Source organism: Nocardia sp. NPDC050408, from assembly GCF_044458905.1.
GTDB lineage: Bacteria > Actinomycetota > Actinomycetes > Mycobacteriales > Mycobacteriaceae > Nocardia.
The window spans coordinates 80,927-106,556 of sequence record NZ_JBITIL010000004.1 but is presented as its reverse complement, the minus strand read 5'-3'; the positions used below and the strand labels follow the sequence as shown (position 1 = coordinate 106,556).

General features: G+C 64.5%; 22 protein-coding genes and 1 pseudogene. 11 read left to right on the top strand and 12 right to left on the bottom strand.

The features are described from left to right. Positions 1-139: 139 nt before the first annotated feature. Positions 140-1,321 carry a helix-turn-helix domain-containing protein gene (locus ACIBJI_RS13695; protein WP_364359978.1) on the bottom strand — a complete coding sequence of 394 codons (1,182 nt, stop codon included), beginning with the start codon at positions 1,319-1,321 and terminating at the stop codon, positions 140-142. 129 nt (positions 1,322-1,450) lie between these two features. Between ACIBJI_RS13695 and ACIBJI_RS13690 the strand changes: the two genes are divergently transcribed. Both ACIBJI_RS13690 and ACIBJI_RS13685 read left to right on the top strand, forming a co-directional pair. Next, positions 1,451-3,160: an aldehyde dehydrogenase family protein gene (locus tag ACIBJI_RS13690; RefSeq protein WP_396954881.1), complete on the top strand. Its 1,710-nt coding sequence runs from the start codon at positions 1,451-1,453 to the stop codon at positions 3,158-3,160. 13 nt (positions 3,161-3,173) lie between these two features. Next, entirely contained in the window at positions 3,174-4,751 is a 1,578-nt protein-coding gene (locus ACIBJI_RS13685) for a GMC family oxidoreductase N-terminal domain-containing protein (RefSeq protein ID WP_364359984.1), read from the top strand. Here the strand turns inward: ACIBJI_RS13685 and ACIBJI_RS13680 are convergent. Continuing rightward, positions 4,678-5,430: a helix-turn-helix domain-containing protein gene (locus ACIBJI_RS13680; RefSeq protein WP_364359987.1), complete on the bottom strand. Its 753-nt coding sequence runs from the start codon at positions 5,428-5,430 to the stop codon at positions 4,678-4,680. The genes ACIBJI_RS13685 and ACIBJI_RS13680 overlap by 74 nt on opposite strands. A 28-nt stretch (positions 5,431-5,458) precedes the next feature. Here ACIBJI_RS13680 and ACIBJI_RS13675 point away from each other — a divergent pair, with 28 nt between their 5' ends. Further along, complete coding sequence (locus ACIBJI_RS13675; RefSeq protein ID WP_364359990.1) at positions 5,459-5,692, top strand: hypothetical protein; 234 nt, start codon at positions 5,459-5,461, stop codon at positions 5,690-5,692. A gap of 384 nt (positions 5,693-6,076) precedes the next feature. On the opposite strand, the gene ACIBJI_RS13670 is transcribed toward ACIBJI_RS13675, so the two are convergent. After that, positions 6,077-7,069 (bottom strand): NADP-dependent oxidoreductase, encoded by a 993-nt coding sequence (locus ACIBJI_RS13670; RefSeq protein ID WP_364359993.1) that lies wholly within the window; start codon positions 7,067-7,069, stop codon positions 6,077-6,079. 527 nt (positions 7,070-7,596) lie between these two features. Here ACIBJI_RS13670 and ACIBJI_RS13665 point away from each other — a divergent pair. After that, positions 7,597-7,659 (top strand): annotated as a pseudogene (locus ACIBJI_RS13665) (nitroreductase family deazaflavin-dependent oxidoreductase); the annotation flags it as partial. A 170-nt stretch (positions 7,660-7,829) separates the two neighbouring features. Here the strand turns inward: ACIBJI_RS13665 and ACIBJI_RS13660 are convergent. Then, positions 7,830-8,654, bottom strand: coding sequence for an SDR family oxidoreductase (locus tag ACIBJI_RS13660; protein ID WP_364359996.1), 825 nt, complete (start codon positions 8,652-8,654; stop codon positions 7,830-7,832). Between the two features lie 302 nt (positions 8,655-8,956). Beyond that, positions 8,957-9,859, bottom strand: a complete 903-nt coding sequence (locus ACIBJI_RS13655) for an alpha/beta fold hydrolase (RefSeq protein WP_396954880.1) — start codon at positions 9,857-9,859, stop codon at positions 8,957-8,959. Between the two features lie 92 nt (positions 9,860-9,951). Between ACIBJI_RS13655 and ACIBJI_RS13650 the strand changes: the two genes are divergently transcribed. The 3 genes from ACIBJI_RS13650 (at position 9,952) to ACIBJI_RS13640 (ending at position 12,947) form a co-directional block, all read left to right on the top strand. Further along, positions 9,952-10,548, top strand: coding sequence for a helix-turn-helix domain-containing protein (locus ACIBJI_RS13650; protein WP_364354282.1), 597 nt, complete (start codon positions 9,952-9,954; stop codon positions 10,546-10,548). Positions 10,549-11,210: 662 nt separating this feature from the next. After that, positions 11,211-11,912 (top strand): WHG domain-containing protein, encoded by a 702-nt coding sequence (locus tag ACIBJI_RS13645; RefSeq protein ID WP_364354285.1) that lies wholly within the window; start codon positions 11,211-11,213, stop codon positions 11,910-11,912. Positions 11,913-12,053: 141 nt separating this feature from the next. After that, positions 12,054-12,947: an SDR family oxidoreductase gene (locus tag ACIBJI_RS13640; protein WP_364354288.1), complete on the top strand. Its 894-nt coding sequence runs from the start codon at positions 12,054-12,056 to the stop codon at positions 12,945-12,947. A 69-nt stretch (positions 12,948-13,016) separates the two neighbouring features. Here ACIBJI_RS13640 and ACIBJI_RS13635 read toward each other — a convergent pair whose 3' ends face one another. Continuing rightward, on the bottom strand, positions 13,017-13,721 hold the full coding sequence (locus tag ACIBJI_RS13635; protein WP_364354291.1) for a WHG domain-containing protein: 705 nt from the start codon (positions 13,719-13,721) through the stop codon (positions 13,017-13,019). 164 nt (positions 13,722-13,885) lie between these two features. On the opposite strand from ACIBJI_RS13635, the gene ACIBJI_RS13630 reads away from it, so the two are divergent. From ACIBJI_RS13630 to ACIBJI_RS13615, 4 genes are all read left to right on the top strand, one after another. Further along, positions 13,886-14,851 carry an enoyl-CoA hydratase/isomerase family protein gene (locus ACIBJI_RS13630; RefSeq protein ID WP_364354294.1) on the top strand — a complete coding sequence of 322 codons (966 nt, stop codon included), beginning with the start codon at positions 13,886-13,888 and terminating at the stop codon, positions 14,849-14,851. A gap of 8 nt (positions 14,852-14,859) precedes the next feature. Continuing rightward, positions 14,860-15,807, top strand: a complete 948-nt coding sequence (locus tag ACIBJI_RS13625; protein ID WP_364354583.1) for an alpha/beta fold hydrolase — start codon at positions 14,860-14,862, stop codon at positions 15,805-15,807. 11 nt (positions 15,808-15,818) lie between these two features. After that, positions 15,819-17,336 (top strand): AMP-binding protein, encoded by a 1,518-nt coding sequence (locus ACIBJI_RS13620; RefSeq protein WP_364354297.1) that lies wholly within the window; start codon positions 15,819-15,821, stop codon positions 17,334-17,336. Positions 17,337-17,637: 301 nt separating this feature from the next. Further along, complete coding sequence (locus tag ACIBJI_RS13615; protein WP_364354300.1) at positions 17,638-18,882, top strand: NADH:flavin oxidoreductase/NADH oxidase family protein; 1,245 nt, start codon at positions 17,638-17,640, stop codon at positions 18,880-18,882. Between the two features lie 363 nt (positions 18,883-19,245). Here the strand turns inward: ACIBJI_RS13615 and ACIBJI_RS13610 are convergent, their stop codons facing one another. From ACIBJI_RS13610 to ACIBJI_RS13585, 6 genes are all read right to left on the bottom strand, one after another. Further along, a complete protein-coding gene (locus ACIBJI_RS13610; RefSeq protein ID WP_364354303.1) occupies positions 19,246-20,136 on the bottom strand; it encodes a class I SAM-dependent methyltransferase in 891 nt (296 codons plus the stop codon). 59 nt (positions 20,137-20,195) lie between these two features. After that, positions 20,196-21,242: a hypothetical protein gene (locus ACIBJI_RS13605; protein WP_364354306.1), complete on the bottom strand. Its 1,047-nt coding sequence runs from the start codon at positions 21,240-21,242 to the stop codon at positions 20,196-20,198. Positions 21,243-21,417: 175 nt separating this feature from the next. After that, entirely contained in the window at positions 21,418-22,368 is a 951-nt protein-coding gene (locus tag ACIBJI_RS13600; RefSeq protein ID WP_364354309.1) for an ABC transporter substrate-binding protein, read from the bottom strand. Between the two features lie 33 nt (positions 22,369-22,401). After that, positions 22,402-23,109, bottom strand: a complete 708-nt coding sequence (locus tag ACIBJI_RS13595) for a class II aldolase/adducin family protein (RefSeq protein ID WP_364354312.1) — start codon at positions 23,107-23,109, stop codon at positions 22,402-22,404. Positions 23,110-23,121: 12 nt separating this feature from the next. Continuing rightward, positions 23,122-24,285: an LLM class flavin-dependent oxidoreductase gene (locus tag ACIBJI_RS13590; RefSeq protein WP_364354315.1), complete on the bottom strand. Its 1,164-nt coding sequence runs from the start codon at positions 24,283-24,285 to the stop codon at positions 23,122-23,124. After that, a complete protein-coding gene (locus ACIBJI_RS13585) occupies positions 24,282-25,412 on the bottom strand; it encodes an LLM class flavin-dependent oxidoreductase (RefSeq protein WP_396954879.1) in 1,131 nt (376 codons plus the stop codon). Before ACIBJI_RS13585 ends, ACIBJI_RS13590 begins: the two co-directional genes overlap by 4 nt. Between the last annotated feature and the right edge of the window lie 218 nt (positions 25,413-25,630).

Sequence of the window (25,630 nt, the reverse complement as noted above, 5' to 3'; positions counted from 1 at the left end):
CCGGGCTCGGAATTTGCGAGTCCATCGCGGCCAATATCCGAGGGCTCATCCAGAAACACGCGACCTGGGATGAAGCTCTCGTGTTCGCAACGGTTCGTCGCGATGCGGCGCGCAGTAGAACTCGGGCAGCCGCCGCGCATTACATCGGGCGCAGCAGCCGGATCGCCTGCAGCGCAACGTAAAGTTCGGCTGCTTGCGCCGGGTCATCGCAGTCGCGGCCGGTGAGATCGCGAATCTTGCGCAGCCGGTAGAGCACCGTATTGCGGTGGTAGTGCATCTGTTGCGCGGCAGCCACGGTCGACCCTTTGCATTCGAACCACGCGTTGAGGGTCTGCAACAAAGCCGTCCGCTCCGTCTCCGGCAGATGTATGACCGGTCCGAGGATTTGTGCGGCCGCACTGTGCGCCGCATCAGGTAGCCGGACCAGCAGTAGTGCCAAGGGGGCCGCTTCGTAGCGGGTAATCGCGGTCGCGCCGCTCGGTGTGCACTTCAGTGCGAGTCGCGCCTCATCGAGCCCGGCAGCGATGCCTTGGGGACCGGTGAATGTGCGGCTGACACCGGCACGAGCTTCGATCACTTCACCGAGTAAGGCTATGGCAGTGTCGATTTCGGTGGCCGAGTGCGCGCAGATCACCCCGTTCTGGGTATCGGCGTAGCTATCCCAGATCGAGACGATGCCTCGGTCGTTGAGCTTCGTGATCGCGGCCGACATCGTCGTCCGGGTCGGACCGGCTTCGGCGGCGACTACCACGAATATCCCGGTCTCCGGTAGGCCGAGAGTGCGCGCCGCGTCCAATACCACGGCGGGATTCTCCGCATGGTCGTCGAACAGGGTCCGAATCACCCGGGCTCGCGACTCGATATCGGCCAGGGCGAGCAGGGTTGCGGTCTCACGGTAGGTCTCGGCCGCGGCATCGGAGCACCGGTCGACGATGGCCCACAACTCGGCCGGAATCTTCAGCAGTTCGCCGTCGGCGACACCGCCCGCGCGGACCAGCAACTCTTCCCAGATCAGCCGACCACCGAGCCGATACGCGTGCAGCATCGCGGCTATCGGCAAGCCCTGCTCGGCCTTCAATCTGCCTGCCGCACGCGCGGATTCCAGACGGACCGGATCGCGGCCCGCGAGGTAGCCGAGCATTGCGGTCAGGTTGTCCAGGCAGGCCCCGCGCAGTTGCGCACGGGTCAGTAGTCGGGAGTCCAAGTACGAACGTTCGGATGCGACGATCCGGTCGGCGAGCTCGTCGGCCAGCGAATCCACCGATTCCAGCAATTGCCTCGCGAGTTCGGTGGCCGCGATCGAATGCAACGGCCTGGCCACCAGCGCAGCGTACCACTCAGGAGTGTGCGCCACGCCACACCTCGATTGTGCCGCCGCACAAAGTCGATCACCCACTCCCGCGACCGTCGCCCATAGTGCGCGACGGCGTTGGTGCGGACAATTCGGGCTATGACCATCAACGATTCGCCGACCGACGTGCGGGGCGCCGTCGACGCCGCGCTGTCGGACCTTGTCGAGGGCGAAAAGGCTTGGGCCACGATCTCCCTGGCCGCACGCGCCGAGCTGCTCGGACGCGTGCGGGAACTCACCGCGAAATACGCCCGAGAGTGGGTCGATGCGGCGATCAGCTACAAGCGGCTGGATCCGCGGACGGCGCTGGTCGGCGAGGAATGGATATCCGGGCCCTATGCGATGGCAGCCGGGGCCGGGGCACTGGAGCGCAGCCTGCTCACCCTTGCCGACGGGCGTAGCCCGCTCGAGAAAGCACACTTCGGTACAACCGGCGGACGCACGACAGTCCGCGTGCTGCCCACATCGGTCTTCGACTCGTTGCTGTTGAGCGGATTCAGCGCCGAGGTGTGGCTCCAGCCGGGCATCGGCCGGGCCGAAGCCATCCGAGCGGCGGGGCTGGCACAGCTCGACCCGGTTCGCACCCAGGGGATAGGCGTGGTGCTCGGCGCGGGCAACATCACCTCGATCGCCCCGTTGGACGTGCTCTATGAACTGATCGCGCACAACCGCGTCGTCGCCTTGAAACTGAATCCGATCACCGATCCGCTATTGAAGCCCTTGACCGAGGTGCTGGAGCCGTTCATTGCGATCGGCGCGGTCCGGATCCTCACCGGCGCAGCCGATGTCGGCGAATACCTGGTACAGCATCCGGACGTCGCACACGTGCATATGACGGGCAGCGCAGCGACACACGACGCGATCGTCTGGGGCCGCGGCGAGGATGCCGCGGCACGCAAGGCCACCGGTCGACCTCGACTCGACAAGCCGATCACCAGCGAACTCGGCGGCGTCTCTCCGACCATCGTGCTACCCGGCCGGTGGAGCAAGGCCGATCTGCGATTCCAGGCCGAACACATCGCCACTCAGCGCTTGCACAACGGCGGATACAACTGTGTCGCGACACAGGCTGTTGTGATTTCGTCCGACTGGGATCAGAAGGACGACTTCCTTCGAGAGCTGCGCACCGCCTACGATGCCGCACCGAGCCGGCCCGCGTACTACCCGGGCAGCGACGATCGCGTCGCGTCAGCCGAATCGACCTATCCGAGTGCCGAACATTTCGGCGGTCGCTTGCTGCTGTCCGGCCTGCGCGGCGACCGCAGCGAAACACTGTTGCGGACCGAATATTTCGCACCCGTCCTCGGAGTTGTCGAATTGTCGGGCCTCGGAGCCGATTTCGCGCGCGCGGCGGCGGCTACGGCCAACGATGAATTCGTCGGCACGCTCGGGGTGAACGTCATCGCACATCCGGCGACCATCCGTACGTTGGGCGCAGCATTCGACGAACTGGTCGAGCAGTTGCATTACGGCACAATCGCGATCAATGCGTGGACCGGCGCCGGGTTCCTCACCGCCGCGGCGACCTGGGGCGCTTACCCGGGCCATACGATCGACGACGTACAGAGCGGAATCGGTGTGGTGCACAACGCGTTCCTGATCGACCGGCCCGAACGGACAGTCGTGCGCGGGCCGTTCCGCCCTGCGCCGCGCTCGGTGTTGCGCGGCGAGTGGTCCCTGACACCGAAGCCGCCGTGGTTTGTGAACAATACGACCGCAGCGACAACCGGTCGGCGGCTCGCCGCGTTCGCCGGAGCACCCGGGTGGGGAAAACTGCCGGGAATCTTCGCATCCGCGCTGCGCGGCTGACCCAGGAGCACACGTGGACACCTACGCCGATTACGTCGTTATCGGTACCGGATCGGCGGGCGCTGTGGTCGCCAACCGACTCAGTACCGACCCCGCCACCAGCGTCATCGTGCTGGAGGCCGGGCCGGAGGACACAAACAAGTTCATCCATATCCCCGCCGCATTCTCGAAATTGTTTCGCAGCGAGGTGGATTGGGATTACCGCACCGAACCGCAGCCCGGACTCGGCGGCCGCGAAATCTATTGGCCCCGAGGCAAAACGCTGGGCGGCTCGTCCTCCCTCAACGCGATGATGTGGGTGCGCGGATTCGCCGCGGACTACGACGAGTGGGCCGCGCGGGCTGGAAGCGAATGGTCCTTCGCCGAGGTCGTAAGGTACTTCCGCAAGATCGAAGTAGTCGAGGGAGCACGCGAAGCCGACGAGGGTGTCGCCGGTCCGCTACATATTGCGCGGCAGCGCAGTCCACGCCGGTTCACCGCGGCATGGCTGGCGGCAGCGGTCGAAGCCGGGCATACGGTGGAGCGCCCGAATCTGCCCGAGCCGAAGGGGTTCTGCGAGACCGTCGTGACGCAGAAGCGCGGCGCACGCTGGAGCACGGCGGACGCCTACCTGCGGCCGGCGCTCGGCCGAAAGAATTTGACGTTGCGCACCGAGGCCGTCGCGACGCGCATCATCTTCGATGGCACGCGTGCTGTGGCAGTCGAATTCGAGTCGGGCGGGAAGCGTGCGGTGGTGCACGCCCGCCGTGAGGTGGTGCTGTGCGGCGGCGCGATCAACAGTCCGCAGCTGCTGATGCTGTCGGGCATCGGCGATCGCGAACATCTCGCCGAGCACGGAATCGCCACTGTGCACCACGCACCGGAGGTGGGCGAGAACCTGATGGACCATCTGGTCGCGATGCTCGGCTTCGACGTCGACAACGACAGCTTGTTCGCCGCGGAAAAGCCACTGGAACTCATCAATTACGTTGCCAGACACCGCGGCATGCTCACCTCCAATGTCGGGGAGGCATACGGATTCGTGCGTAGCCGCCCGGACCTGGATCTGCCCGACCTCGAGCTCATCTTCGGACCCGCACCGTTTTTCGACGAGGGAATCGGGGAACCGTACGGCCACGCGGTGGTAATGGGATCTATTCTGCTCAAACCCGAGAGCAGAGGCCGGATCTCGCTGCGCTCCGCCGATCCGCTGGCAAAGCCGATCATCGATCCCCGCTACCTGTCCGACAGTGGCGGAGTGGACCGCGCGGCCATCCTGACGGGCCTGCGCATGTGCGCGGAGATCGCCGAAGCACCCGCTTTGAAAGCCCTGCTCGGCAAGGTCGCTCGGCCCGCAGGCGCGGCGGATACCGGTCCGGAAACGCTCGAACTGGCGCTCACTACCTGTTCGCACACGCTGTATCACCCAGTGGGCACCTGCCGGATGGGGAGCGACGAAACCAGCGTAGTAACACCGGAATTGCGGGTTCGTGGTGTCGAAGGTCTGCGCGTCGCGGACGCCTCGGTGATGCCGAGCATCATTCGCGGACACACCCACGCCCCGAGCGTGCTGATCGGTGAGAAAGCAGCCGAGCTGATCCGCGGCTCATAGTTCCAGCGACATCCCGCCGGGCGTTGGCCATCAGCTGGCGCCCGTCGGGTGAACCTCGTTCCTCAGCTCTGCGGATTGTCGCCGTTGGCCGGCTGATGACCCAGCCAGTGCGCGATCTCCAAGGCGACCCCCCGATCTCGAGACCATTGTGATCGAGAGGGATCGGCAGGAGTTCCTCAGCGCGCTGGATGCGGTTGAGGACAGTGTTGCGATGCGCGAAGAGTGTTCGTGCGGCACGGGACGTGCTGAACTGCTCACGGATATAGACCCGCAAGGTCTCACGGAGCTCGGGATCCGCGCTCGCCACCTTCCCCAGCGTGCGGGCGACGAACTCGTGGGCCCGCTGCTCGTTATAGGTTGCGAGCGTCACGAGCTGGACGTCGGCGAACCTGGCGAAACGCAAGTCCGGCAACCGTTGCATCAATCGCTGTGTCTCGACCGCATCCAGGTGGCTGCGCCGAAAGCCCTCTACCCCGGTGTCGGGTGGCCCCATGGCTATGCGGACGCCCTCGATATGTGACGTCGCCGCGGCGAGGGCTTGCGCGTCGTCGACCGTCACGTTTGCCAGCCAGGTCCACAGCGAGGTGGAACTGGCAATGACATGCAACGTCTGCTGCGCGTGAGTGGCTGTCCCCAGAGCCTCCGCCGCGCGCTGCAAGCCGGGGTCGATCAGGCGCACCGGGGTCCGTCCACAAAACGACCGCGGTGTGGCGGCAGTCGAATCGGTAGCCGAGGCGGTCGCTGGCGCGATCGTCGGCCATCGGTGCCCCTTCGAGGACGAGGCTCACCAACTCGAACCGCTGCGCGTGGCTGTCTCGGGTGAGTTCGGCACGTTCGGATTCGAGCTGCTCAGCCAGCGCGGCGAGCGTGACATCGACGAAGTCGACCAGGGAGCGAGCAGCCACGTCGAGGGCTTCCTGGAGTGCGACCGGATCGGATGAGACCGTGAACGCGAGCCGCATCCAATGCCTCAAGAGTGCGTTGTGTCCCGAGTGATACGCCGTGACCAGAATCTGTTCGACCCCTCGGCGGAATGCGTCACGGGCTATGCCGACCACTTCCGCGCTCAGGTTCGCCGTGACCGGTTCCCGCGGAGCCCGCAGTAAGGAGGCAGCCCAGTGCAACAGGTTGGCGCGGGAACTGGCCGTGATCTCGCTTCGCCAGCGAAGGTTCGGTGCGAAAGGGGGTCGTCGGTGGAACTACCGGGCGTATCGAGCAATCTCCGCAGCGTCTCCCACAGCCGGGCCATGGACTCGTCATCGTCAGCGAGAGCACCGAGGATCCGCTGGACCATGCCTCGACATCGAGCTATCTCAGGCATTCACTCATCGCGTGACGACGATCTTGCCGTTGGCGCGGCCCTGTTCGACGTACGCCATGGCCTCGAGTGTTTGATCGAAAGGAAAGGTGCGGTCGAGCACCGTCCGCAGCGTGCCGTTGTCGTATAGCGTGGCCAGTTCGTTGAGTTGGGCGCCGTTGGCCTTCATGAAGAAGAATGAGTACCGCACTCCCCGCTTCTTCGCCTGCTTGCGGACCTTGCGGCTCAACAGCGCCATGACGGGTGCGAGGAGCGGTTGACCGACTTGCGCGGCGAAGGAGGGGTCCGGCGGGCCGACTACGCTGATGGCAAGTCCGCCCGGCTTGAGTACGGTCAGGGACTTCTCCAGGTTGGTGCCCCCGAGCGAGTCCAGTACGACGTCGTATCCGGTGAGTACCTCGGAGAAGTCCCGCTTGGTGAAGTCGATGACTTCGTCGGCGCCCAAGGCGCGGACCTTGTCGACGTCAGTGGTGCGGGCTGTGGTGGCGACGTAGGCGCCCAGATGCTTGGCGACCTGGATGGCGGTCGAGCCGAGTCCGCCCGCACCGGCGTGGATGAGGACCTTCTGGCCAGGCTTGACCTCGGCGAGGTCGACGAGTGCCTGCCAGGCGGCCAGCGCGACCAGCGGCACGGCAGCGGCCTCGTCGAACGACAAGGAGCGAGGCTTGAGTGCTACATCGTCCTCGTCGATCGCGATGAACTCGGCGAAGGTGCCGATCCGGTGGTCTCGCGGCCTGGCATACACCTCATCGCCGACCTTGAAGGCATGGACGTCCGAGCCGACCTCCGACACGACACCGGAGACGTCGTGGCCAAGAATGAACGGGCGCTTGTACTTCAGCAGCTGCTTGAACTCGCCGTTGCGAACCATCTTGTCCAGCGGGTTGATGCTGGCCGCGCGGACCTGGACCAGAACGTCACGACGGCCCACGCTGGGCTCGGGCACGTCTGCGGCCCGTAGTCCGTCCTTGCCGTAGGACTCGACAATGAACGCCTTCATGTCACCTACCTTCTCTTCTCTCGGGTAATGCGCGGTTTGGTGGCCCCGGAGCATGTGCTCGGCCACTTATGGAATTGCGCGGAAGTGTGTCCACAACATGATTGCGACCTGCAATCGGCGCGCCTCGGCATGGACGATGGACTTAGAATAACGAAGTTATCAAAGTGGGTCAACCTGCGCCGTCGGTGCCGTCGACTGAGGAGATCGCCGATCGCGCGCCTGATGGTGAGCTCGCCGCCCGTCGCGGAGCGGTGGGCCGCCCGATTCGCCATTGAGCTTCGAAATCTTGCGGCACAAGCGTCTGCTCGACGCCTGAGTAGAGGGCGACGCGTCTACATCACCGACGGTCCCAACATCATCATTGTCGCGTCGGCCGCTGGATCGCCCGAGAACCCGCAGTGGTAACTACAACCTGCCGGCACATCCTGACACCCATATCGAGATCAGCGGCGCTCGCCGCGCGGTGAGCGCGATCGAAGCGGGAGCGAGCGCGGCAGTGGCCACGACTTGTTGCGGCCTACGCCGACCTCGACTCGCGCCAGAGCTGGACTGACCGCGAAATCCCCGTGCTCGTCCTCGAGCAGCGCTGATATCAACGCGGCGGCCCCGTCGGCGCCGCGAATCTATTGCCGGTATGGCCGCCGAGATCGGCGCCGCGGATTAGGAGTCGTCCACTGCAGCCGGCCCGACGCGCCTTCTTCGAGCGCGGCGAGTTGGTTGCCCGGGTGGCTCGGGCCGGTTCCGGGCAACCGGCAAGGATTCACTTCGACGTGGTGGCCGCTGACAGGACCGCGTCGTTGACGGCTGTAGGAGTTATCGAGACAACGAACTTCTGCGCCCGACTGGCGTTGTCGCACAGGTATCGACGCTTCGGGCGTTTCGATGTCAGCGCGTGGTCGACGGCCTTCACGACCTTCTGGGGATCGCCCGCGAATTTTTGCATGCGGCCCAACAGCTTCCGACTCCCAGCAAGGTGTGATGCGTACAGTTCGCGATGCTCGTCGGTCAGTTGCGCGGTCATGCGGTCGTGCTCGTCGAGCATGCCACCCCACATGTCGGTACGGGTGGGCCCGGGCTCGATCAGCGAGACGGGGATCCGCCACGGGCGCAGCTCGATTCGGAGTGCATCAGCCAAGGACTCGACTGCATACTTCGATGCGCTGTAGGCGCCGGTACCCGGCGTGGTGATCAACCCACTGACCGATGACATGAACACCACCCGTCCACGTGCCTCACGTATTTTCGGCAGCACCGCCTGCGTCACACCGATCTGGGCTGTCACGTTGACCTCGAGTTGCCGTGACAACTCATCGAGGGCCAACCCCTCCACCGGTCCGTTCACGATGATGCCGGCATTGTTGACAACGCCATTCAGTTCAGCGGGGAGTCGATCGGGAAGCGTAGCGATGGCGGACCTGTCGGTGATGTCGAGACCGATCGCGTGCACATTGGGTAAGCGATCGAGACTTTCGAGGGCGGCATCGGATCGAGCCGTGGCATACACCTCCCAACCTCGTCCGCTCATGTGTTCGGTGATCGCCAGACCGATCCCCCTGCTGGCGCCGGTAATCAATACAGAAGGCATGCGTTTCCTACTCTCGTCGTCGAACGTCGACTGGTCAGGCTGCTCGGGCCGATGATCGATGCACCATCGATCGCTGATGTGTACCGATTGGTTTACTTCTTTGTGTGACGGTACGCCGTCCAGCGCCGCGATGTAAACCAATCGGTGTGCTTACGTATGCGTTCGTGGCGTGAGGCGCGAGACTTCGAGGGGCCATTCCCGCGATATGTGTTGTGCAGAAAGACCAAGAGGATTGATGCAGGCCCCTGCGCCAATCCCCTTTCGGCCTGGCGAACCGAGTGCGAAACCGATGCGCCCGAGGCTCAGGAAGCCAGGAATTCGAGTGCCTCTGCGACGAACCTGTCGTGGTATTGGAAGATGCCGCCGTGTCCGGCGTCGAGGTAGATGCGGAGCGTCGCGTTCGGCAGGCGTCGTTGTAGGTCGAAGGAGTTGCTGGTCGGGACCATTCGATCGTCGTCGCCGTTGGCTACGAGGATGGGGTGCTGAATACCGCCGAGGTCGGTTGGCTCTTGTGCGCCCCATGCGTGGATGGCTTTGAGTTGAGTGCGGAAAGCGCGCAGCGTGATCGCCTTGTCGCGGTCGACGCTGCGTTCCTTCAACCGGTTCACGAACGCGCGAGCCTCCGATTTGCCGTGCGCGGTTTTGGTGAAGAACAGATTCTCTTTCGGGTCCTTGAGGGTGGCTACTGCCTTGAATGTGTCGCGGTAGGTCACCGAGGTGACGTTGAGGATGCCGTCACCTCCCGCTGGGCCAGTGCCTGCGAGGATCAGCTTTCGCACCAGTTCGGGCTCTTCGCGAGCGATCACCTGCGCGACGAAGCCGCCCAGGGAGAATCCCAGAATGTCGACCTGGTCGAAACCGAGTGCGTGGATGAAGGCGACAGCATCGCCTGCCATCGCCTCGACCGAGTCCGGTGTCGTGCCCTCGGATGCGCCGACCCCACGGTTGTCGAAGGTGATCACGCGATGCCTGGATGCGATGCCATCGACCACCCTGGGATCCCAGTTGTCCAGATTCGCACCCAGATGATTCAAGAAGATCACCGGCACGCCGGTATCGGGCCCCAACTCGCGGTACGCGAACCGCGTTGTACCGACCCGCACGGATTTCGACGGCGCATCTGCATACGACGTGCCGCCCACACGAACACTCCACCCCTGCTGATGACGGTCGGAAACACGCTGAGTGGATCGCCGGTCTGTCATGACTTCCTCCTAATGTAAACCGATTGGTGTACCTTTGAGGACGACGGTAGCCGACATCGCCTCACTTGTAAACAGATCGGTATACTTAGCTCATGGCTTCGCTGACCGGTACCCAGGCATCACCCCGTCGAGGAGGGCGTGGTGCGCGTCAGCGCATCCTGAACGCAGCTGCCGAACTGTTCTACACCGAGGGCATCAACGCCACTGGTGTCGAACTGATCGCGACCAAAGCATCTGTGTCGAAAAGAACTCTCTACCAACACTTCCCGAGTAAGACCGCGTTGGTGGAGGAGTATCTGCGCATGCTGCGACAAGCGGCGGGTGACATCACGGACACGCCGTCGCGGGAGTCCGATTCGGATCCGCGTTCGCGGCTGCTCGCGTTGTTCGACAGCCCAGATGTCGCCGATGCGCCGATGCGCGGCTGCCCGTTTCACAATGCGGCGGTTGAGGCAGCCGAGACCATGCCCGGTGTTCAAGCCATCGTCCACGCGTACAAGCGGAACTACATCGACGGACTCGCCGAGTTGGCCCGACAAGCCGGCGCGGCAGACCCCCAGCTGCTGGGCGACCAGCTCGCTGTCCTGTTCGAGGGTGCAGCCGTGTCCACATCCCTCGACGATCCGGCGCCCTGGGCACATGCCCGGGGAGCGGCGGAAGCTCTCATCAGCCAAGCAACAAACCGCTGAGCTCACCTGATCCATTCCGGATCCTGATAGCGCCACGACCCGTGTCCGCCGCCCGGAGTCGAGGCATACAGGGCAGACGCAGCCCGGCGACGTCTCGATGGGCGCACGTCACGATTGTGGATCGCCGCCCACGATGGCGACAGCAGCAGCAAGCGCTGCTCGCAGCGCCCGTTGCTGAGCTGCGGCCTCAGCAAACAGCCCCGAGGACCCGCCCGCCTCCTCAACTGCCACCATTTGGCAGGCCAGCGCGTCCGCCCTGCAGGCAGTCCGCGTGACTGTCACCGCCAGGCAATACTTTGCGGCGAAGTCGATGATCGCGCGGAACCGCCAGATCCCACCACCGGTCGATTCGAACTCGCTGATATCGATCTGCCGATCTCGCTCAACGCGAGGAGATGCGCCTCTGCCAGGCAAGCATGATCGGCATTCCGGCGATTTCGAGCACGACCGCTGCCACCGAGACGGGGCATGGGACGGGACCGGCAAGGCAAGGAGCAGGTCACCGATAGACCGCAGACAGCGGTGAGTTGCCGCTGTATCGGCCCGGCGGATACGACGCCGCCATGATGCGCCGTGTTCGCCGTCTCGATCCTTCGCACGGATGCCCGGTAGCCTCGTTTCACAAACCCACGGCAGTCCGAACAGGGAGGTGCGCGGCTCCGATGCCGAAACCAAGCAAGGAAGCCGCCACTCGATTGACGCCAGATCAGATCGTCGAACGGTTGGTCGAGGCGGCCACGAGACTGCTCGCCGAGAAGGGGCCGTCGCAGATCAAGGCACGGTCGGTGGCCGAGGCCGCGCAGGTATCGACGATGGCGGTGTACTACCACCTCGGTGGCGTGCCCGAGCTACTCCGAGCCGTCGTCGAGCAAGGATTCCGAGACCTCGGCCGAACCCTCGTCGCAGTTCCACCGAGCGAAGATCCGGTCACCGATCTGTTCGCGATGGCGCTGGCCTATCGCGGGTTCGCCCAAGACAATCCGCACCTCTACGACGCGATGTTCGGCCTCTCGACACGTGGAAGCTATCGAGCACTGGAAACCTCGAACTCCGGCGCCATCAGACGCTCCAAGGAATTCCAGTCGGACTACGCACATCTGGTCGAGACATGCACTCGACTCATACGCAGCGGCCGCGTTCGCAGCGACGAGGACCCCGACGCCATCGCCACCCAACTCTGGAGTTGCGTTCACGGATTCATCACGCTGGAATTGGGCGGTTCCTTCACCCACGTCCAAGACCCCGTCCGCTTGATACTGCAACCGATGACAGTGAACCTGCTGGTCGGGTTGGGCGATACGACTGAGTCGGCGAATGCCTCCGAGACCGCCGCATCGCGCTCACTGAGCACCGACTCGAAATAGGCGGACAGCCACCGAACGACGGCGGCATCGGCATCGGCATCGGCATCGGCATCGGCATCGGCATCGGCATCGGCATCGGACCATGACACCGCAATCGTCGGCGCTATTGCCTTCGGTCTATAACGAAGTTATCCTCGGCTGATGCAACGAAGCTTGGCGGGACGACGACTGGTAGTTACCGGAGCAGCACGCGGCATCGGGGAGAAGGTGGCACGTCTTGCCGCCGCCCGCGGCGCGCGCCTGGCCTTGATCGGACTCGAGCCCGAAAAATTGCGCGCACTCGCTGCCGACCTGGGCCCCACCGCATGTTGGCGGGAGGCCGACGTGTGCGATGGCACCGCGCTGCGATCAGCAATCGATGACTGCGCGGAGATCATGGGTGGCATCGACTTCCTTGTCGCCAATGCCGGAGTAGCGGCCTACGGGACCGTGCGGCAGATGGACGAGGCGTCGTTCGATCGAGTTCTGGACATCAACCTCAACGGCGTCTTCCGCACCCTCAAGCACGCGACACCGCATCTCGAGCGCACCCGAGGCCACGTGCTGGTCATCGCGTCCGCACTGTCCTTCATGCCCCTGGCAGGAATGGCCTCCTACGCTGCGAGCAAAGCCGGAGTCGAAATACTCACCCTGACGTACCGCCAAGAGGTGGCGCACCTCGGTATCACGGTCGGCGTGGTCCACCCCTCGTGGATCGACACCGATCTCGTCCGAGGCGCGGAAGCGGACCTCCCCTCTTTCCAGGGAATACGCGAAAAGCTGCCCTATCCGGGCAATGTCACCACGAGCGTCGATGAGGCAGCCACCGCGATCGTCGATGGACTCGCGCGCCGGCGTGCCCGCGTCTACGTACCGCGCGCGGTCGCCGTCGCCAACTGGGCGAAAGGCGCCGTGAACTCACCGCTGACCTGGCGTTGGGCGAGGCGCTTCGCGGCCGAACTGGTTCCGACCATGGAGCGTGAGGTCGCGGCACTGGGGCGTCATGACCAACTCACGCCGGGAGCCGACAAAACCCGTCCGGCACAACACCCGTAACCATCAGAAAGTGACGCCCTTGCCGCCTGGCTACGGACTATGCGATCGAGGCCACGCCGATGGCCCTGCTCATCGAGGATGTATCGGCCGAGGATTGAGCGCGTCGCAAGAGTGCAGTGCCGCCTCATGCGAGGCGTGTGCCCGTTCCCGCTCATCGCCGAGCCCGACCGAAAGGTTCACGCCCATCGGCAGCATCACCTGCACAACCGGGTCGCTGAAATCGGCGAAGTGCTCGGCCAGCTCGAGGGTGATATAGCCGTGCACGAAGCTCCACAACTGGGCGGCGACGACTTCGGGTTCCTGCTGCTCGATTCGGCCGGAGTCCAGGAGCCGCTGGCACGCTTCGACCATGTGCGCGTAGGCGTCCCGGAAGGCCGGCGACCGCCCGCTGAAACGTATGTCGGAATCCCCCATCGGCCGATATGTCGCGCGTGTGGACAGACCGAACATCAGGTCATAGAGGTGGGGGTTCTCCCGGGCGACGCGCCGGCATGTCAACGCCATCGTGAACAGATCCGCGATCGGATCCGCGGTCACCGGCATTCGGGAAAATGCCAGGTCGAGGTCCTTGAATCCCCGGTCGACGACAGCTCGAACGAGTTCGGGGATCCCACCGAAGTGGCTGTAGACCACCATCGTCGACAGTCCGGTCGCCGACGCCACAGTCCGCGCTTTGATGGCCGAAGGACCCTGCTCGGCCAGCAGACCGATGGTCGCCTTGACGAGCCGCTCCGGCACGCTTTCGCTGGTCGAATCCTCTGACACGTTCCTCATATTTCCACCCGACTCCACAGCTCGCCCGCCCCGCGACGGTACGACTATTGCCACACATCATGTAACTTCGTTATATTAGCCTTGTAACTTCGTTATTGGCAGCTCGGCCAGGCACCGGCTCGGCCTGCCGATCCCAATCCACTTGCATTACGGAGGCAGAGTCGATGAGACAACACAGCAAGGGCCACCTCGATATCGAGGACCGCGGCGCAGTTTTGATCGCCCGCGTCGACGGCGGCCCGCATGGATTGTTCGGCCTCGAGATCGCCAACCAGCTGGAAGCGTTGGTGGACCGCGTCGACGGCGACCCGAACGTGCACGCGGTCGTCTTCACCGGGGCGCATCCCGAGCGGTTCGTCAGCCACGCCGATGTCCGCTGGCTGCAGGAGGGAGGCGCCGCGGTGCCCTCGGTCAACCGACTCGGAGCCTCCGTTCTCGCGCGTACCGCGAAGAATGTGGACCGGGCCCGCCTGGGCCCCTTGGTAAACCGGACCCCGATGGGGCCCGCGGTCGAACTCGAGCGCCTGCACACGACGTTCCTTCGGATGAATCGCAGTGGCGTCATCTTCATCGCCGCTCTCAACGGTTCGGCACTCGGCCTCGGGGCGGAGTTCGCCTGGGCGAACGACCTTCGGGTGATGGCCGACGGCGACTTCTTAATCGGCCAACCGGAGGTCCTCCTCGGCATCATGCCGGGCGGCGGTGGCAGCCAGCGCCTGACTCGCCTGATCGGCACGCACAAGTCCTTGGTCGCGATCCTCGAAGGTAAGCCGTTCACACCCGCGCAAGCACTCGCCAACGGGGCCGTCGACGACGTGGTCCCACAGGACCAGGTCGTCGCGCGGGCGGTCGAACTCGCAGCCCACTTCGGCTCGCGGACAAAGGGATCGGTCGAAGCCATCAAGCGAGCGGTGTATTTCGGCGGGTCGATGTCGCTGACGGACGGCCTGCACGTCGAGCGCACCGAGTTCCTGGGCACCGCACTGTCGAAAGACGGTCAAGAACTGATGCTCGACTACATGCAGAGCACTGAATCCAACGGTGAACTCCCCCTCTACAACCCCGACATTTACAAGCAAGCGCTCGAACTGGGCATTGTGCCCGGGCGTCGCTCGACGAACGGACGATGAGACGACCCATGGCCGCCGAAAAGCCCTTTACCCGTCAGGACGTCTACTTCTCCTCCGGCACCAGCACATGTAGCGCGTGGCTCTACCTGCCGACCGGCGTCACCGCGCCACCCGTCGTCGTCCTCGGTCACGGCCTGGGCGCGACCCGGGAGATGCGGCTGGACGCCTTCGCCGAGCGGTTCGCCAAGGCCGGGATCGCCTGCCTGGCCTTCACCTATCGGCACTTCGGTGACAGCGGTGGCCAACCTCGCCAACTGCTGTCGATCCAGCGGCAGCTCGCCGACTGGGATGCCGCCATCGACTACGCCCGGGCTCGCCGGGACGTCGACGGCACACGAATTGCGGTCTGGGGCAGCTCCTTTGGCGGCGGCCACGCCATCACCGTCGCTTCCCGCCATCCCGAACTGCGAGCGGCCGTGGCCCAATGCCCGTTCACCGACGGTTTGGCCTCAGCGCTCGCGCTGGGCCCGGTCGCATCGCTCAAACTTGCTCCAGTGCTGGTCCGAGACCTGACGGCCATGATCCTCGGCCGCGCACCGGTGACGATCCCCCTGGCCGCACCCCCCGGCTCCCCTGCCCTGATGAACGCCCCGGACGCGCTACCCGGCTACCAGGCGCTGATCCCCAACGGGACGACGTTCGTGAACGAGGCTGCCGCGCGGGTCATTCCGACGATCGCCGCCTACCGACCCGGACGCGCGGCAAAGAAGATAACCATCCCGATCCTGTTCTGCGTCAGCAACACCGACACTGTCACGCCACCCACGCAGACCCTCCGATACGCGCGCACGGCGCCCCGAGGGGAGATCAAGACCTACGACGCGGGCCACTTCGACTTCTACCTCGGCGATGCCTTCGAAGCGTTGGTGCGTGACCAGGTCGAGTTCCTGACCCGCCAATTCGCCCCGGCGCCCGCCCCTTCGATTCCCGAACCGGATCGCGTCACATCAAGGTAGGTACGCTCGCGATGAATTTTGCTTCTCTGCCCGACCGCCGCGCCGAGCTGGACCCGCATGGGCCCGCGATCGCCGATGGGTCCCAGTCGCTGACCAATGCCCAGCTGCTGGACCGCGTTCGAGCGGCATCTCATCACCTTCGAGAGCTCGGGATCGGCCCCGGCGACGTCGTGGCTCTTCAGTTGCGCAACCGCCTCGAGTTCGTGCTGCTGCTGTTCGCGGCCTGGCGGCTCGGCGCCACCATCACCCCGGTCAATCCGAGCCTGACCGATAACGAGGTCGTTCGACAGCTCGACGACTCCGATGCCCGCCTGTTGGTGGTGGAGGACGACATAACCCCGGTCGGCGGCATCACCACACTCGCGGTGGGTGACCTGCCCACCGAGGTGGCGGATATCCCTGAGCCGACGTCCGCACTGGACCTCCTGCATCGAACGGCGCTGGAGTGGGTCCAGCAGCCGCAGGTGGACTCGTCCGCCCTGGCCCTGCTCATCTACACCAGTGGCACCACGGGCGTTCCAAAGGGCGTGATGCTCGATCACGCCAACATCGATGCCATGGCGCTCATGGGAGTCGAGGCACTGGTGGTGGGACCGACCGACCGGTGCTTGTTGATCCTGCCACTGTTCCATGTCAATGGGATCGTGGTCAGTATCCTCACGCCGCTGCTCGCCGGTGCGAGTGTCGTCATCGCGGGCCGGTTCGATCCCCGAACCTTCTTCGACCTCGTCGAATCCGAGCGTCCCACCTTCTTCAGCGGGGTGCCGACGATCTACAGCATTCTTGCCGCGCTCCCGGACGGTGTCCGGCCCGATACCTCGTCATTGCGTTTCGCCGTCTGTGGCGCGGCACCAGCCTCGGCCGAGCTACTGACCCGATTCGAGGCCCGATACGGATTTCCCCTCATCGAGGGCTACGGGCTGTCCGAAGGAACATGCGGCACAACGATCAACCCGCTCGCGGGTCCACGCCGCGCCGGGACAGTCGGACTTCCGTTCCCGGGACAAGAGATTCGGATCGTCGACGACTCGGGCACCGAGGTCGCGCCGGGAGTGGACGGTGAGCTCGTCGTGCGCGGGCCCAACGTCATGCGCGGCTATCTCGGCCGTCCGGACGACACCGCGCGCGTGATCGTCGACGGCTGGTTGCATACCGGTGACGTCGGCCATGTCGACGCGGAGGGCTATCTGACACTGGTCGGGCGATCGAAGGACATGATCATCCGCGGCGGCGAGAATATCTACCCCAAGGAGATCGAGGACGTCCTGGTCGGCGACCATTCGGTACTCGAGGCGGCCGTGATCGGCGCACCGGACGAAAAATGGGGCGAGATCGTCATCGCCTACGTCCAACCTCGCCCGGGCTCGACGATCGATCCCGCGGCTCTGAAAGAGCTGTGCTCCCGGCAACTCACGCACTACAAACGCCCTACCACGTTCCTGGTGGTCGATGCCATCCCTAAGAACGCGGTCGGCAAGATCGACAAGGTCTCACTACGGACAGACCACGCTCGAGCCGCTGGATCGTGACCTCGTCACGCTCGCGGGGTGCTGCGAGGGTGCCCGCCACAGGATCCTGCGGCGGGGCATTTTTTAATGTGCGATGTCCAACAGCGTGAGGACATTCCTGATGCCCTCCGCCAGCACGTCGTCAGCGAGCTGTCGGTCGGCGAGCGCACGGGAAAGCTGCAAGGTCCCGGCCAGGAGACAGCCCGGCCAGCGGCGCTCATTCGCAACGTTCGACCCGAGACCCAGAGGCCATCAGCGAGGCCGCGCCTCTACCCGCGCAAGAATCCGGCTCGAGGCCGACCTGATCGAAAGGAATATTTCTATGACCGCCCTGCACGACCCGCTGACACTGCCCTGCGGCCAGGTTCTCCCCAACCGGATCATGAAGGCCGCGTTGAGCGAAGCGCTGGGCAACAAGCAGAACTCCCCCGACGGCCGCCTGGAGCAGCTCTACGCGACCTGGAGCCAAGGCGGGTACGGGCTGCTCATCACCGGCAACGTCATGGTCGATCGCGCGCAACTCGGCGAGCCGGGCAACGTCGTCATCGAAGATGAGCGCGACCTCGACGCGCTGACCCGCTGGGCCAAGACGACCAAGGACGCGGGCGTCCCGATCTGGGTACAGCTCAACCATCCCGGACGCCAGTCGAATCCCCTCGCACTCGGACATACCCCCGTCGCCCCCAGCCCGATCCCCCTGAACCTGCCCGGCGCGACCATCCCTCGTGAGCTGACGCCCACGGAGATCGAGGACATCATCGAGCGCTTCGCGGCCGCTGCGGCCGTATGCGAGACGGCGGGCTTCGACGGCGTACAGGTGCACGGCGCGCACGGATATCTTGTGGCACAGTTCCTTTCGCCGTTGACCAACCAGCGCGATGACGCCTGGGGTGGTGACCCTGAACGACGCATGCGCTTCGCGCTCGAGGTCGTCCGCCACATCCGCGCGCGAGTGTCACCCGGTTTCGCGGTGGGCATCAAGCTCAACTCGGCCGACTTCCAGCGCGGCGGTTTCACCGAGGAAGAGTCCCGCGGCGTCGTGGCGGCACTGGCGCGCGAGGGCCTCGACCTGATCGAGGTCAGCGGTGGAAGCTACGAGGAGCCGGCCATGATGGGCACGGCCGCGGCCAGTACGCGGGCTCGAGAGGCCTACTTCCTGGAGTACGCCCGCACGGTCCGCGCCCTCGTCGGCGATATCCCGCTGGCGGTCACGGGCGGTTTCCGGTCCCGCACCGCGATGGACGATGCGGTCCGCTCCGGTGAGTGCGATGTCGTCGGCATCGGCCGACCGACCGCGACGACGCCCGACGCCGCCGACATAATCCTCGCGGGGCGCGCGCAGACCCTCACCGCGCACCAGATACAAGCCGGAATGCGCGGCGTCCTGAGCAAGGTCACCGATATCAAGGGGCTCGACGGATTTCTCGACCTCGGCTGGCACACAGACCAATTGCACCGTGTGGGTGCCGGTCTGGAGCCGGATCTGAATCGGGGTCGCATCGCCACTGCTCTCGCGCTGCTACGCCGCAACGGCCGGGCGTCTTTCGGATCCAAGCGCGGCCTGTAAGTAGATACCCCGAAAACTCCTGACTTCGAAATAGATTGCCCCGCAAACAATCCTGGTTGACACAACCGGACAGGAAAGGGTTCAACCCTCTGGGTAACCTTGATGAGTTCGAGCGGCGGCGGGATCACCCTTGCGATACTGATGGATTTATCACGGAGCCGGATCGCGATCACGACGCCGCCGAACACGAGCTTTCCAGTCAGTCGCCGCGGATGGTGAAGTCTCAACATAGGGCATGACCAAGGGCGATCGGTCCTCAGCACGCAGCGACAGCCGAGCCTCGACCAGGTAACACACCGCTACTTTGCCCGCAGCTACCTGGAGCCTAATAGCAAGACGAATCGCCGTTCAGTCGGCATAAAACTATGGACGTCGGGCGACGAAATTGGCTATATGTGGAGGAGAGTGGGAGTCGAGCTCGTCCGCGCAGTCGGTCAGAGCTTCCGTCATAAGCTCGATACGCTCGCCGATCGGAACATTCATCAGGGACGGAAGAAAGGTGACTCGCGATCCATGACTATAGAATCCATCGAGCGTGAAGCGAAATGCTTCACTAGGCACTAATGGTAGCGGCCAGGCCTCGATCTCGATATCAACGAAACCAGCCGCGTGTAGCTCCGCCGCTTCCCAGGCCGTATCCGTAAATTGACCAGATGCCTCGTCGTTCCGAACGCCAGGATCAATACCACGACGTGCAACGGTGGATTTGAGCTTGTTGACGTAAATCTTGCCAAACTTATTGTACTCGTTCCCCTCAATTCTCATCTCGCCAAGATATTTGGTTAGGTTGAATGCCCATTTACCACCAGGTTTGAGAACATCATATATGGCGCGATGGAGTGACGGTCTGTCGAGAAACGTATAGTAGTAAGTGAAACTGGACAAAACTTCATCACATCCGAGGAACCCCTCCTCTTCTGCAATCGTATAGATATCTTCCGCCTCACCCTTACGGAAGGTGATCGGACATGGATAGGATCTCGCACGCGCCCGCTCGAGCATCGGGACGCTCGGATCAATGGCTAACACACGGCCCGATCTCCCGACCTCTTGGGCGATAATCTCGGTAGAGAAGCCGCTGCCTGCGCCAACATCAACAACAACACCACCAGAAGAGATTCCCGAAACCGCCGTTAACCGTTCTGCCGCCGCCGAATAGAGTTGCCCGTACTTCTCATTCAGGTGTTCATACTGGGCCGGGTAACTGGCGGACAGAGAGTTCCAATCGAATACTCGAGATGCCCAATTTCGCATATTGCGCCTATACTATTGTAGCGGACTTCAATTTTCAACTATGACCATACGTACGTAACTTACTTCAGTCGGCCGATCATAGCTTGGGCGAATCCTGTAACCAGCGCGGCAAGGCCGAAGGTTATGACCCCCGTGAGTACGTTCGTCGCAAATGCTGCCGGAATAGCAATGACCGCACCTCCCGCAATCGCGACGACCGGCTCGATTGCGGACGACCAAATTCGGTACGTCACGCAGCCGCTAATTGTCCGCCCTTGCCGCGGCTCCCAGCTTGTATATGAATACACTGCACGTCCGTCGATCTCCGCGGTGCGTTCAAAGGCATGAAGCGAGGTTTCGTTGCTGTCGACGCTCAGGCTCGCACCTCTCGGAAAACTGAGTTTAGTCTCGAAATAGCTGGTTTGAGATACGAAAGTGTACGTCCAAACAAAGGTATGACTCGTAGAGAATAGACCACGGCGCGTTATATCTATCGAATTTTCGAGTGAGTAGCTGAATACTAACTCGATAACCCTCCCCCCTACGCAGTCCGCCAAATCGAATACCACATTGGTGCAGGCAACATCGGACGATATCTCTGCTTGCTCAATGCGATATGCCAAAGGATTCGGAAGCACTCGAATGTCAAGCGCGAACGGCGGCCGTCGGGGCGGATGCGGAATACGCCAAAGATATTCTGGTGTTCCTCCTTGTAGATCGCCTAGGCGAAGTACAACCCGGATTCTTCTGGTGAGGTCGCCAGTCTCCGATAGGTCGCTGTCGAAGACCACTGCGACCAACTGATGCGGGGACGGGGTGGCGCCACCGAAGGCCGTATCCTGCTCGCGCAACTGGCGGTAAATTGCGCGCTCATTGGCTTGTCGCCGTTGAGCAGGCCGCGAGTGTTCGCTACTCACCATCAGCCCCCCGCCTACATTGAGATGAGCAACAGCTCGCAGAGTCTCGACAGTCCGATCATAGCCAACAGACCCGCGGAACAACCCCATCCTGGAGGTCTGAATCGTTGGTCCCCCATGGCGCAGATCGCATTTGGTCCAGTGGTTGTGGTTGAGGCACTCGGTGCACGGCACCGCCACCCTCAACTCCAAGATCGGCAGCACGGTCATCGTCGTGGTTACACAGCACCTGTTGCAATCTGCTACGGAACCGTCGACTTATCTGAACGGCAGCGGTTCGTGGTCGGGGTCAGCTGCCCCGTAGCATCCTCGCTCAGCACCCAATTGCCTACGGTTGCACCGAGATGCTGTCCGGCCGCTCACTCGGGCGGCCGGATCAAGCTTGTCAGTTGGCGGTCGCCGGTTCGCGGCTCGCGGCGACGAACTCACCGATCGATGCGTCGACCGCTTCGCGCGTGCGAATCGTCTGGGGCAGTAGCCCGTTCGCGGCGAGTAGGTCCGCGGCGTGCTGCTGTTCGTCGAGGAATTCCTCGGTCACCGGGCCGATGCCGAACGGCCGCCCGCGCAGCGCCGCCTCCCATGCATCCAGATCGGCGCTGCCACCCCGGGCGACGATGTCGTCGACGAAGTACTGGGCGGCCGCGCGCGGGTTCTGCACGATCCACGCATCGGATTCCTGCAGCGCGGCAATGATCGCCGCGAGGGCTTCGCGATTGTTCTCGGCGAAGTCGCGGCGGGTGAACCACAGCGAAGGATGGCTGAACAGCGATTCGGTGTCGATCAGCGTCCGCAGTTCGGTGACGGCCTCCACGGCCGTCAACCCCGGGTAGGCGCCGACCCAGGCATCGAGGTCGCCGGCAATCAGCGCGGCGCCACCGTCGTGCACGTCGGTATCGACCGGTTCGATATCGGCCCAGCCCAGTCCGGCCTTCTCCAGCGCGAACAGCAGCAGCGTGGTCTGCCAAGAGCCGTGGGCGATGCCGACACGCTTGCCCTTCAAATCGGCGACCGATTCGATGCCACTGTCGGCCTTGGTGACCAGGCGCCCGTTCTCGATGCGCGGACCGGAGATGCCGACGTAGACGATGTCGCGGCCGTGGGCCAAGGCGGTGACCGGCGGGGTGAAGCCGGTGCCGATGAAGTCGTAGCCGGGATCGGTGAACAAGAAGTCCGAATGCAGCGACGGCAGTGCGGTTTTCACATCCACGCGCTCCGGCTGCGGCAGAGCGCGCAGGTCCACCCATTCCACCTCGGGCAGGGTCCGCTCGAGGATGCCGCGGTGGCGCAGGACGAACAGGGAGTTGTTGTGCGGGAAGTAGCCGACACGAACGGTCATGGAAAGGCTCCTGGGGATACTGGGGAGTGGTGGTCAGATCAGGCCGCGGCGGCGGGCTTCGTCAGCGAGGCCGGTGCGACCCCACTGGACGGCGAGGTTGGATTTGTCGAAATCAACCGAGCCGCCGAGTGTTTCGGCGATGGCCTGATATTGAGCGCCTTCCTCGAGCAGGACCACCAGCTTGGCCAGCTCCAGCAGTCCGGCGCGGCCGATAACGTTGGCGCCGCCGTTGGCTTCGAAGATGGCGATCAGGTCGGGGTCCCGCGTGAGCTGGTCGAGAATGAAATCGCCGGCGCCGATGCTGCGGTCGATATGCGGCGGAATCTGCCGCGACAGGGTCAGCCGCTGCACCGCGGCGTAGCGGATGGGGAACACGCGGTGAGTCTGGGCCCAGCCGCCCAGCCACGGGCTGTGCACGTGCACCACGGAGGTGATCTCCGGGTGCGCGCGGAACACCTTGGCATAGCCGGTGACGAACCCGGCGGATCCGGTGCCGGAGAGCACGTCTCCGTCGAAGCCGGCCACGACCGGCACGACGGTGCGGTCCTCGGCCCACGGGCCCGGTTCGTTGAGGGCGACGGCGATCTCGGTGCCCGGTACGCGTTCGACGAAATTGACGGTGCCGTTGCCGGTGACGGTGCCGGTCTCACGCAGCACTCGGAAGGCCTTCTCCGCGTCACGGGTCGCGGCGACGACGAAGGCCTGCACGGTCTCGTCGAGCCGAATCTCGGTGGTGGTCATGGCTTCTCCTAGTCAGGCGTGGGTGAGGACGGGAGTGCTCGGGGTGGTCAGACGGGTGCGACCCAGCAACGGCAGAACTTCCTCACCGATCCGGTAGGCCTCTTCCAGATGCGGGTTACCGGCCAGAATGAAGGCGTCGACACCGAGATCGATCAACTCGTCGAGGCGTTGGGCGACCTGTTCGTAGCTGCCGACCAGACCGAAGGCGGGCCCGCCGCGAATCAGGCTGAACCCGCACCAGACGTTGGGCTGCACTTCCAGATCGCGGTAGCCGGTGATGGTTTCGGGCACCCAGCCTTTGATGCGGGCCGCACCGACCGAATCACCTCGGGCGGCGCGGTTGGCAGCGTCGCGATCGACGAAGGCCCAGCCTTTGCGAATCTCGGCCCAGGCCGCTTCCTCGGTGTGACGGGCCACGATGTCGATGCGGACCGCGAATTTCGGGGTGCGCCCGATCGTTTCGGCGTGCGCGCGCACCCCATCGAACTTGGCGCGCAGATCGGCGTAGGGCTCGAGCCAGGAAAGATAGTAGTCGGCGTGACGGCCGGCGGCCTGCACTGCTGCACCCGAGGACCCGGAGAAGTAGACCTCCGGGAACGGTTGCCCTGCCAGGCCTGGCGGCAGGGCGGCGGCGTCGGTGCCAAAGAACCGGCCGGCGTGGGTGAAGGGCTGTCCGTCCCACACCCCGCGCAGCACGTCGAGGAATTCGCTGGTACGTGCGTAGCGGTCGTCGTGGGATACCTTGTCGCCCCACCACAATTGGGCCGGGCCACCGCCTCCGCTGATGATGTTGTAGACCAGTCGTCCGCCGGTGGCGCGTTGCAGGCTGGCCGACATGCGCGCGGCCTGCACCGGATGCAGGAACCCGGGTTGGAAGGCGACCATGAACCGATAGGTGGTGGTCTCGCGGGCCAGCGCAGCGGCAAAGGCCCACGGGTCCTCGGTCACTGGGAACGAGGGCAACAGACCGCCCAGGAATCCGGCAGATTCACTGGCTTTGGCGACAGCGGCGACGTGGTCGATGTAGCTGTAGCCATCGAGTGCGCCGCCGCGCACGGCCGGGGCGATATTGCCCGGGCCGTAGCCGTTGGCGTCGCCGCGGTTGTAGCGGCGCGGGGTACGCAGGGAGGCATGGTCGCCTTCCATGCCGATGCGCCAATAGATGTCGATGCTCATGCCGTGGTCTCCTGCAGGGTGCGGCCGGCCGGATCGGCCAGGAACAGCAAATGCTCACCGGCGCGGTGCACTTCCTCGATGTGCGGGTGCCCGGACAGCACAATGCTGTCGAAACCGGCGGCCTCGTAGACCTGCAACTGCTGGGCCACGTCCTCGTAGCTGCCGACCAGGCCGACCGGCTGCGGGTAGCCGAGCTCGGTGAACCCGGCCCAGCGGGCACCGTCGAGACTCAGCGACCGCGCGCCGGGACCGTCGGGATGTACTTCGCGCCATTGGCGTTCCGCGCGCGCCCATGCCTCGTCCTCGGTTTCGCGGGCGATCACCGGCAGCTCCAGCCCCGCACGCACACGGCGACCGGTCTCGGCGGTGCGCTCTCGCAGCTGCGCCAGCGCTGCGGCCGGACCGTCGGTGGATTCGGTGAACAGGTGCACATCACCGTGGCGGGCCGAAAGATCCAGTGCCGGCCCCGAAGTGCCCGACAGGTACACCGTCGGGAAGGGCAACCCGGACAGGATGCCGCGGAAGCCGCCGTCGATCACGTCGTAGTATTCGCCCGCGAAATCGAACCCGGTGCCTTGGAATCCCGCGCCGGGCACCGGGTCGGCATTCCACACACCCCGCGCCACGGTCAGGAACTCTGCTGCCCGCGCATACCGGTCGTCCCCGCTGACGCGGTCGCCGCGGGTACGCGCATCCTCGGCGTCGGTGTCGACGGCCAGCCGCCAGCTCAACCGTCCCGCGGATAGCCGTTGCAGGGTGGCCGAGACCTTCGCCGCGTACACCGGAGTGCCGAAAGCAGGCTGGAATTCTACGATCACGCGCGCGTGGCGGGTGGCGCGCAATGCACCGCCTGCCACGATCCACGATTCCTCGCCCAGCGGGTCGTACGGTGCGAGCACACCGTCGAGGCCCGCCAGCTCGGCGGCGTCGATCACCTGGTGCAGATCGTCGAAAGGCCCGAAGTGCCCGGGGCGTACATCGGTCGGTTCCCGGTCGTCCGGGCGCGCACCGAAGGGCCCGCCGGCCGGTGTCGGGACCGGGTCACCGAATCCACCGCGGTGACGTAACTGCGGGCGAGCTCGGCGGCCGTCACCATGGCTGGGCAGCCGCCACAGATACTCGGTCATGCGGTGTCCTTTCTGGCATGCCCGAGGAGCCCTCCGTGGTTACGCACGCTGCCTCCTCCGGGCCCTGACTCGGTCATGCGGTGTCCTTTCTGGCATGCCCGAGGAGCCCTCCGTGGTTACGCGCGCTGCCTCCTCCGGGCCCTGACTCGGTCATGCGGTGTCCTTTCTGGCATGCCCGAGGAGCCCTCCGTGGTTACGCGCGCTGCCTCCTCCGGGCC

Coding starts and splice junctions, on each gene's coding strand:
- ACIBJI_RS13600 (WP_364354309.1), bottom strand. CDS start 22,368: ATGACCGTTCGTGTCGGCTACTTCCCGCACAACAACTCCCTGTTCGTC.
- ACIBJI_RS13650 (WP_364354282.1), top strand. CDS start 9,952: ATGGCTTCGCTGACCGGTACCCAGGCATCACCCCGTCGAGGAGGGCGT.
- ACIBJI_RS13630 (WP_364354294.1), top strand. CDS start 13,886: ATGAGACAACACAGCAAGGGCCACCTCGATATCGAGGACCGCGGCGCA.
- ACIBJI_RS13585 (WP_396954879.1), bottom strand. CDS start 25,412: ATGACCGAGTATCTGTGGCGGCTGCCCAGCCATGGTGACGGCCGCCGA.
- ACIBJI_RS13645 (WP_364354285.1), top strand. CDS start 11,211: ATGCCGAAACCAAGCAAGGAAGCCGCCACTCGATTGACGCCAGATCAG.
- ACIBJI_RS13625 (WP_364354583.1), top strand. CDS start 14,860: ATGGCCGCCGAAAAGCCCTTTACCCGTCAGGACGTCTACTTCTCCTCC.
- ACIBJI_RS13615 (WP_364354300.1), top strand. CDS start 17,638: ATGACCGCCCTGCACGACCCGCTGACACTGCCCTGCGGCCAGGTTCTC.
- ACIBJI_RS13620 (WP_364354297.1), top strand. CDS start 15,819: ATGAATTTTGCTTCTCTGCCCGACCGCCGCGCCGAGCTGGACCCGCAT.
- ACIBJI_RS13595 (WP_364354312.1), bottom strand. CDS start 23,109: ATGACCACCACCGAGATTCGGCTCGACGAGACCGTGCAGGCCTTCGTC.
- ACIBJI_RS13590 (WP_364354315.1), bottom strand. CDS start 24,285: ATGAGCATCGACATCTATTGGCGCATCGGCATGGAAGGCGACCATGCC.
- ACIBJI_RS13655 (WP_396954880.1), bottom strand. CDS start 9,859: ATGACAGACCGGCGATCCACTCAGCGTGTTTCCGACCGTCATCAGCAG.
- ACIBJI_RS13670 (WP_364359993.1), bottom strand. CDS start 7,069: ATGAAGGCGTTCATTGTCGAGTCCTACGGCAAGGACGGACTACGGGCC.
- ACIBJI_RS13605 (WP_364354306.1), bottom strand. CDS start 21,242: ATGACCGTGCTGCCGATCTTGGAGTTGAGGGTGGCGGTGCCGTGCACC.
- ACIBJI_RS13690 (WP_396954881.1), top strand. CDS start 1,451: ATGACCATCAACGATTCGCCGACCGACGTGCGGGGCGCCGTCGACGCC.
- ACIBJI_RS13660 (WP_364359996.1), bottom strand. CDS start 8,654: ATGCCTTCTGTATTGATTACCGGCGCCAGCAGGGGGATCGGTCTGGCG.
- ACIBJI_RS13610 (WP_364354303.1), bottom strand. CDS start 20,136: ATGCGAAATTGGGCATCTCGAGTATTCGATTGGAACTCTCTGTCCGCC.
- ACIBJI_RS13635 (WP_364354291.1), bottom strand. CDS start 13,721: ATGAGGAACGTGTCAGAGGATTCGACCAGCGAAAGCGTGCCGGAGCGG.
- ACIBJI_RS13640 (WP_364354288.1), top strand. CDS start 12,054: ATGCAACGAAGCTTGGCGGGACGACGACTGGTAGTTACCGGAGCAGCA.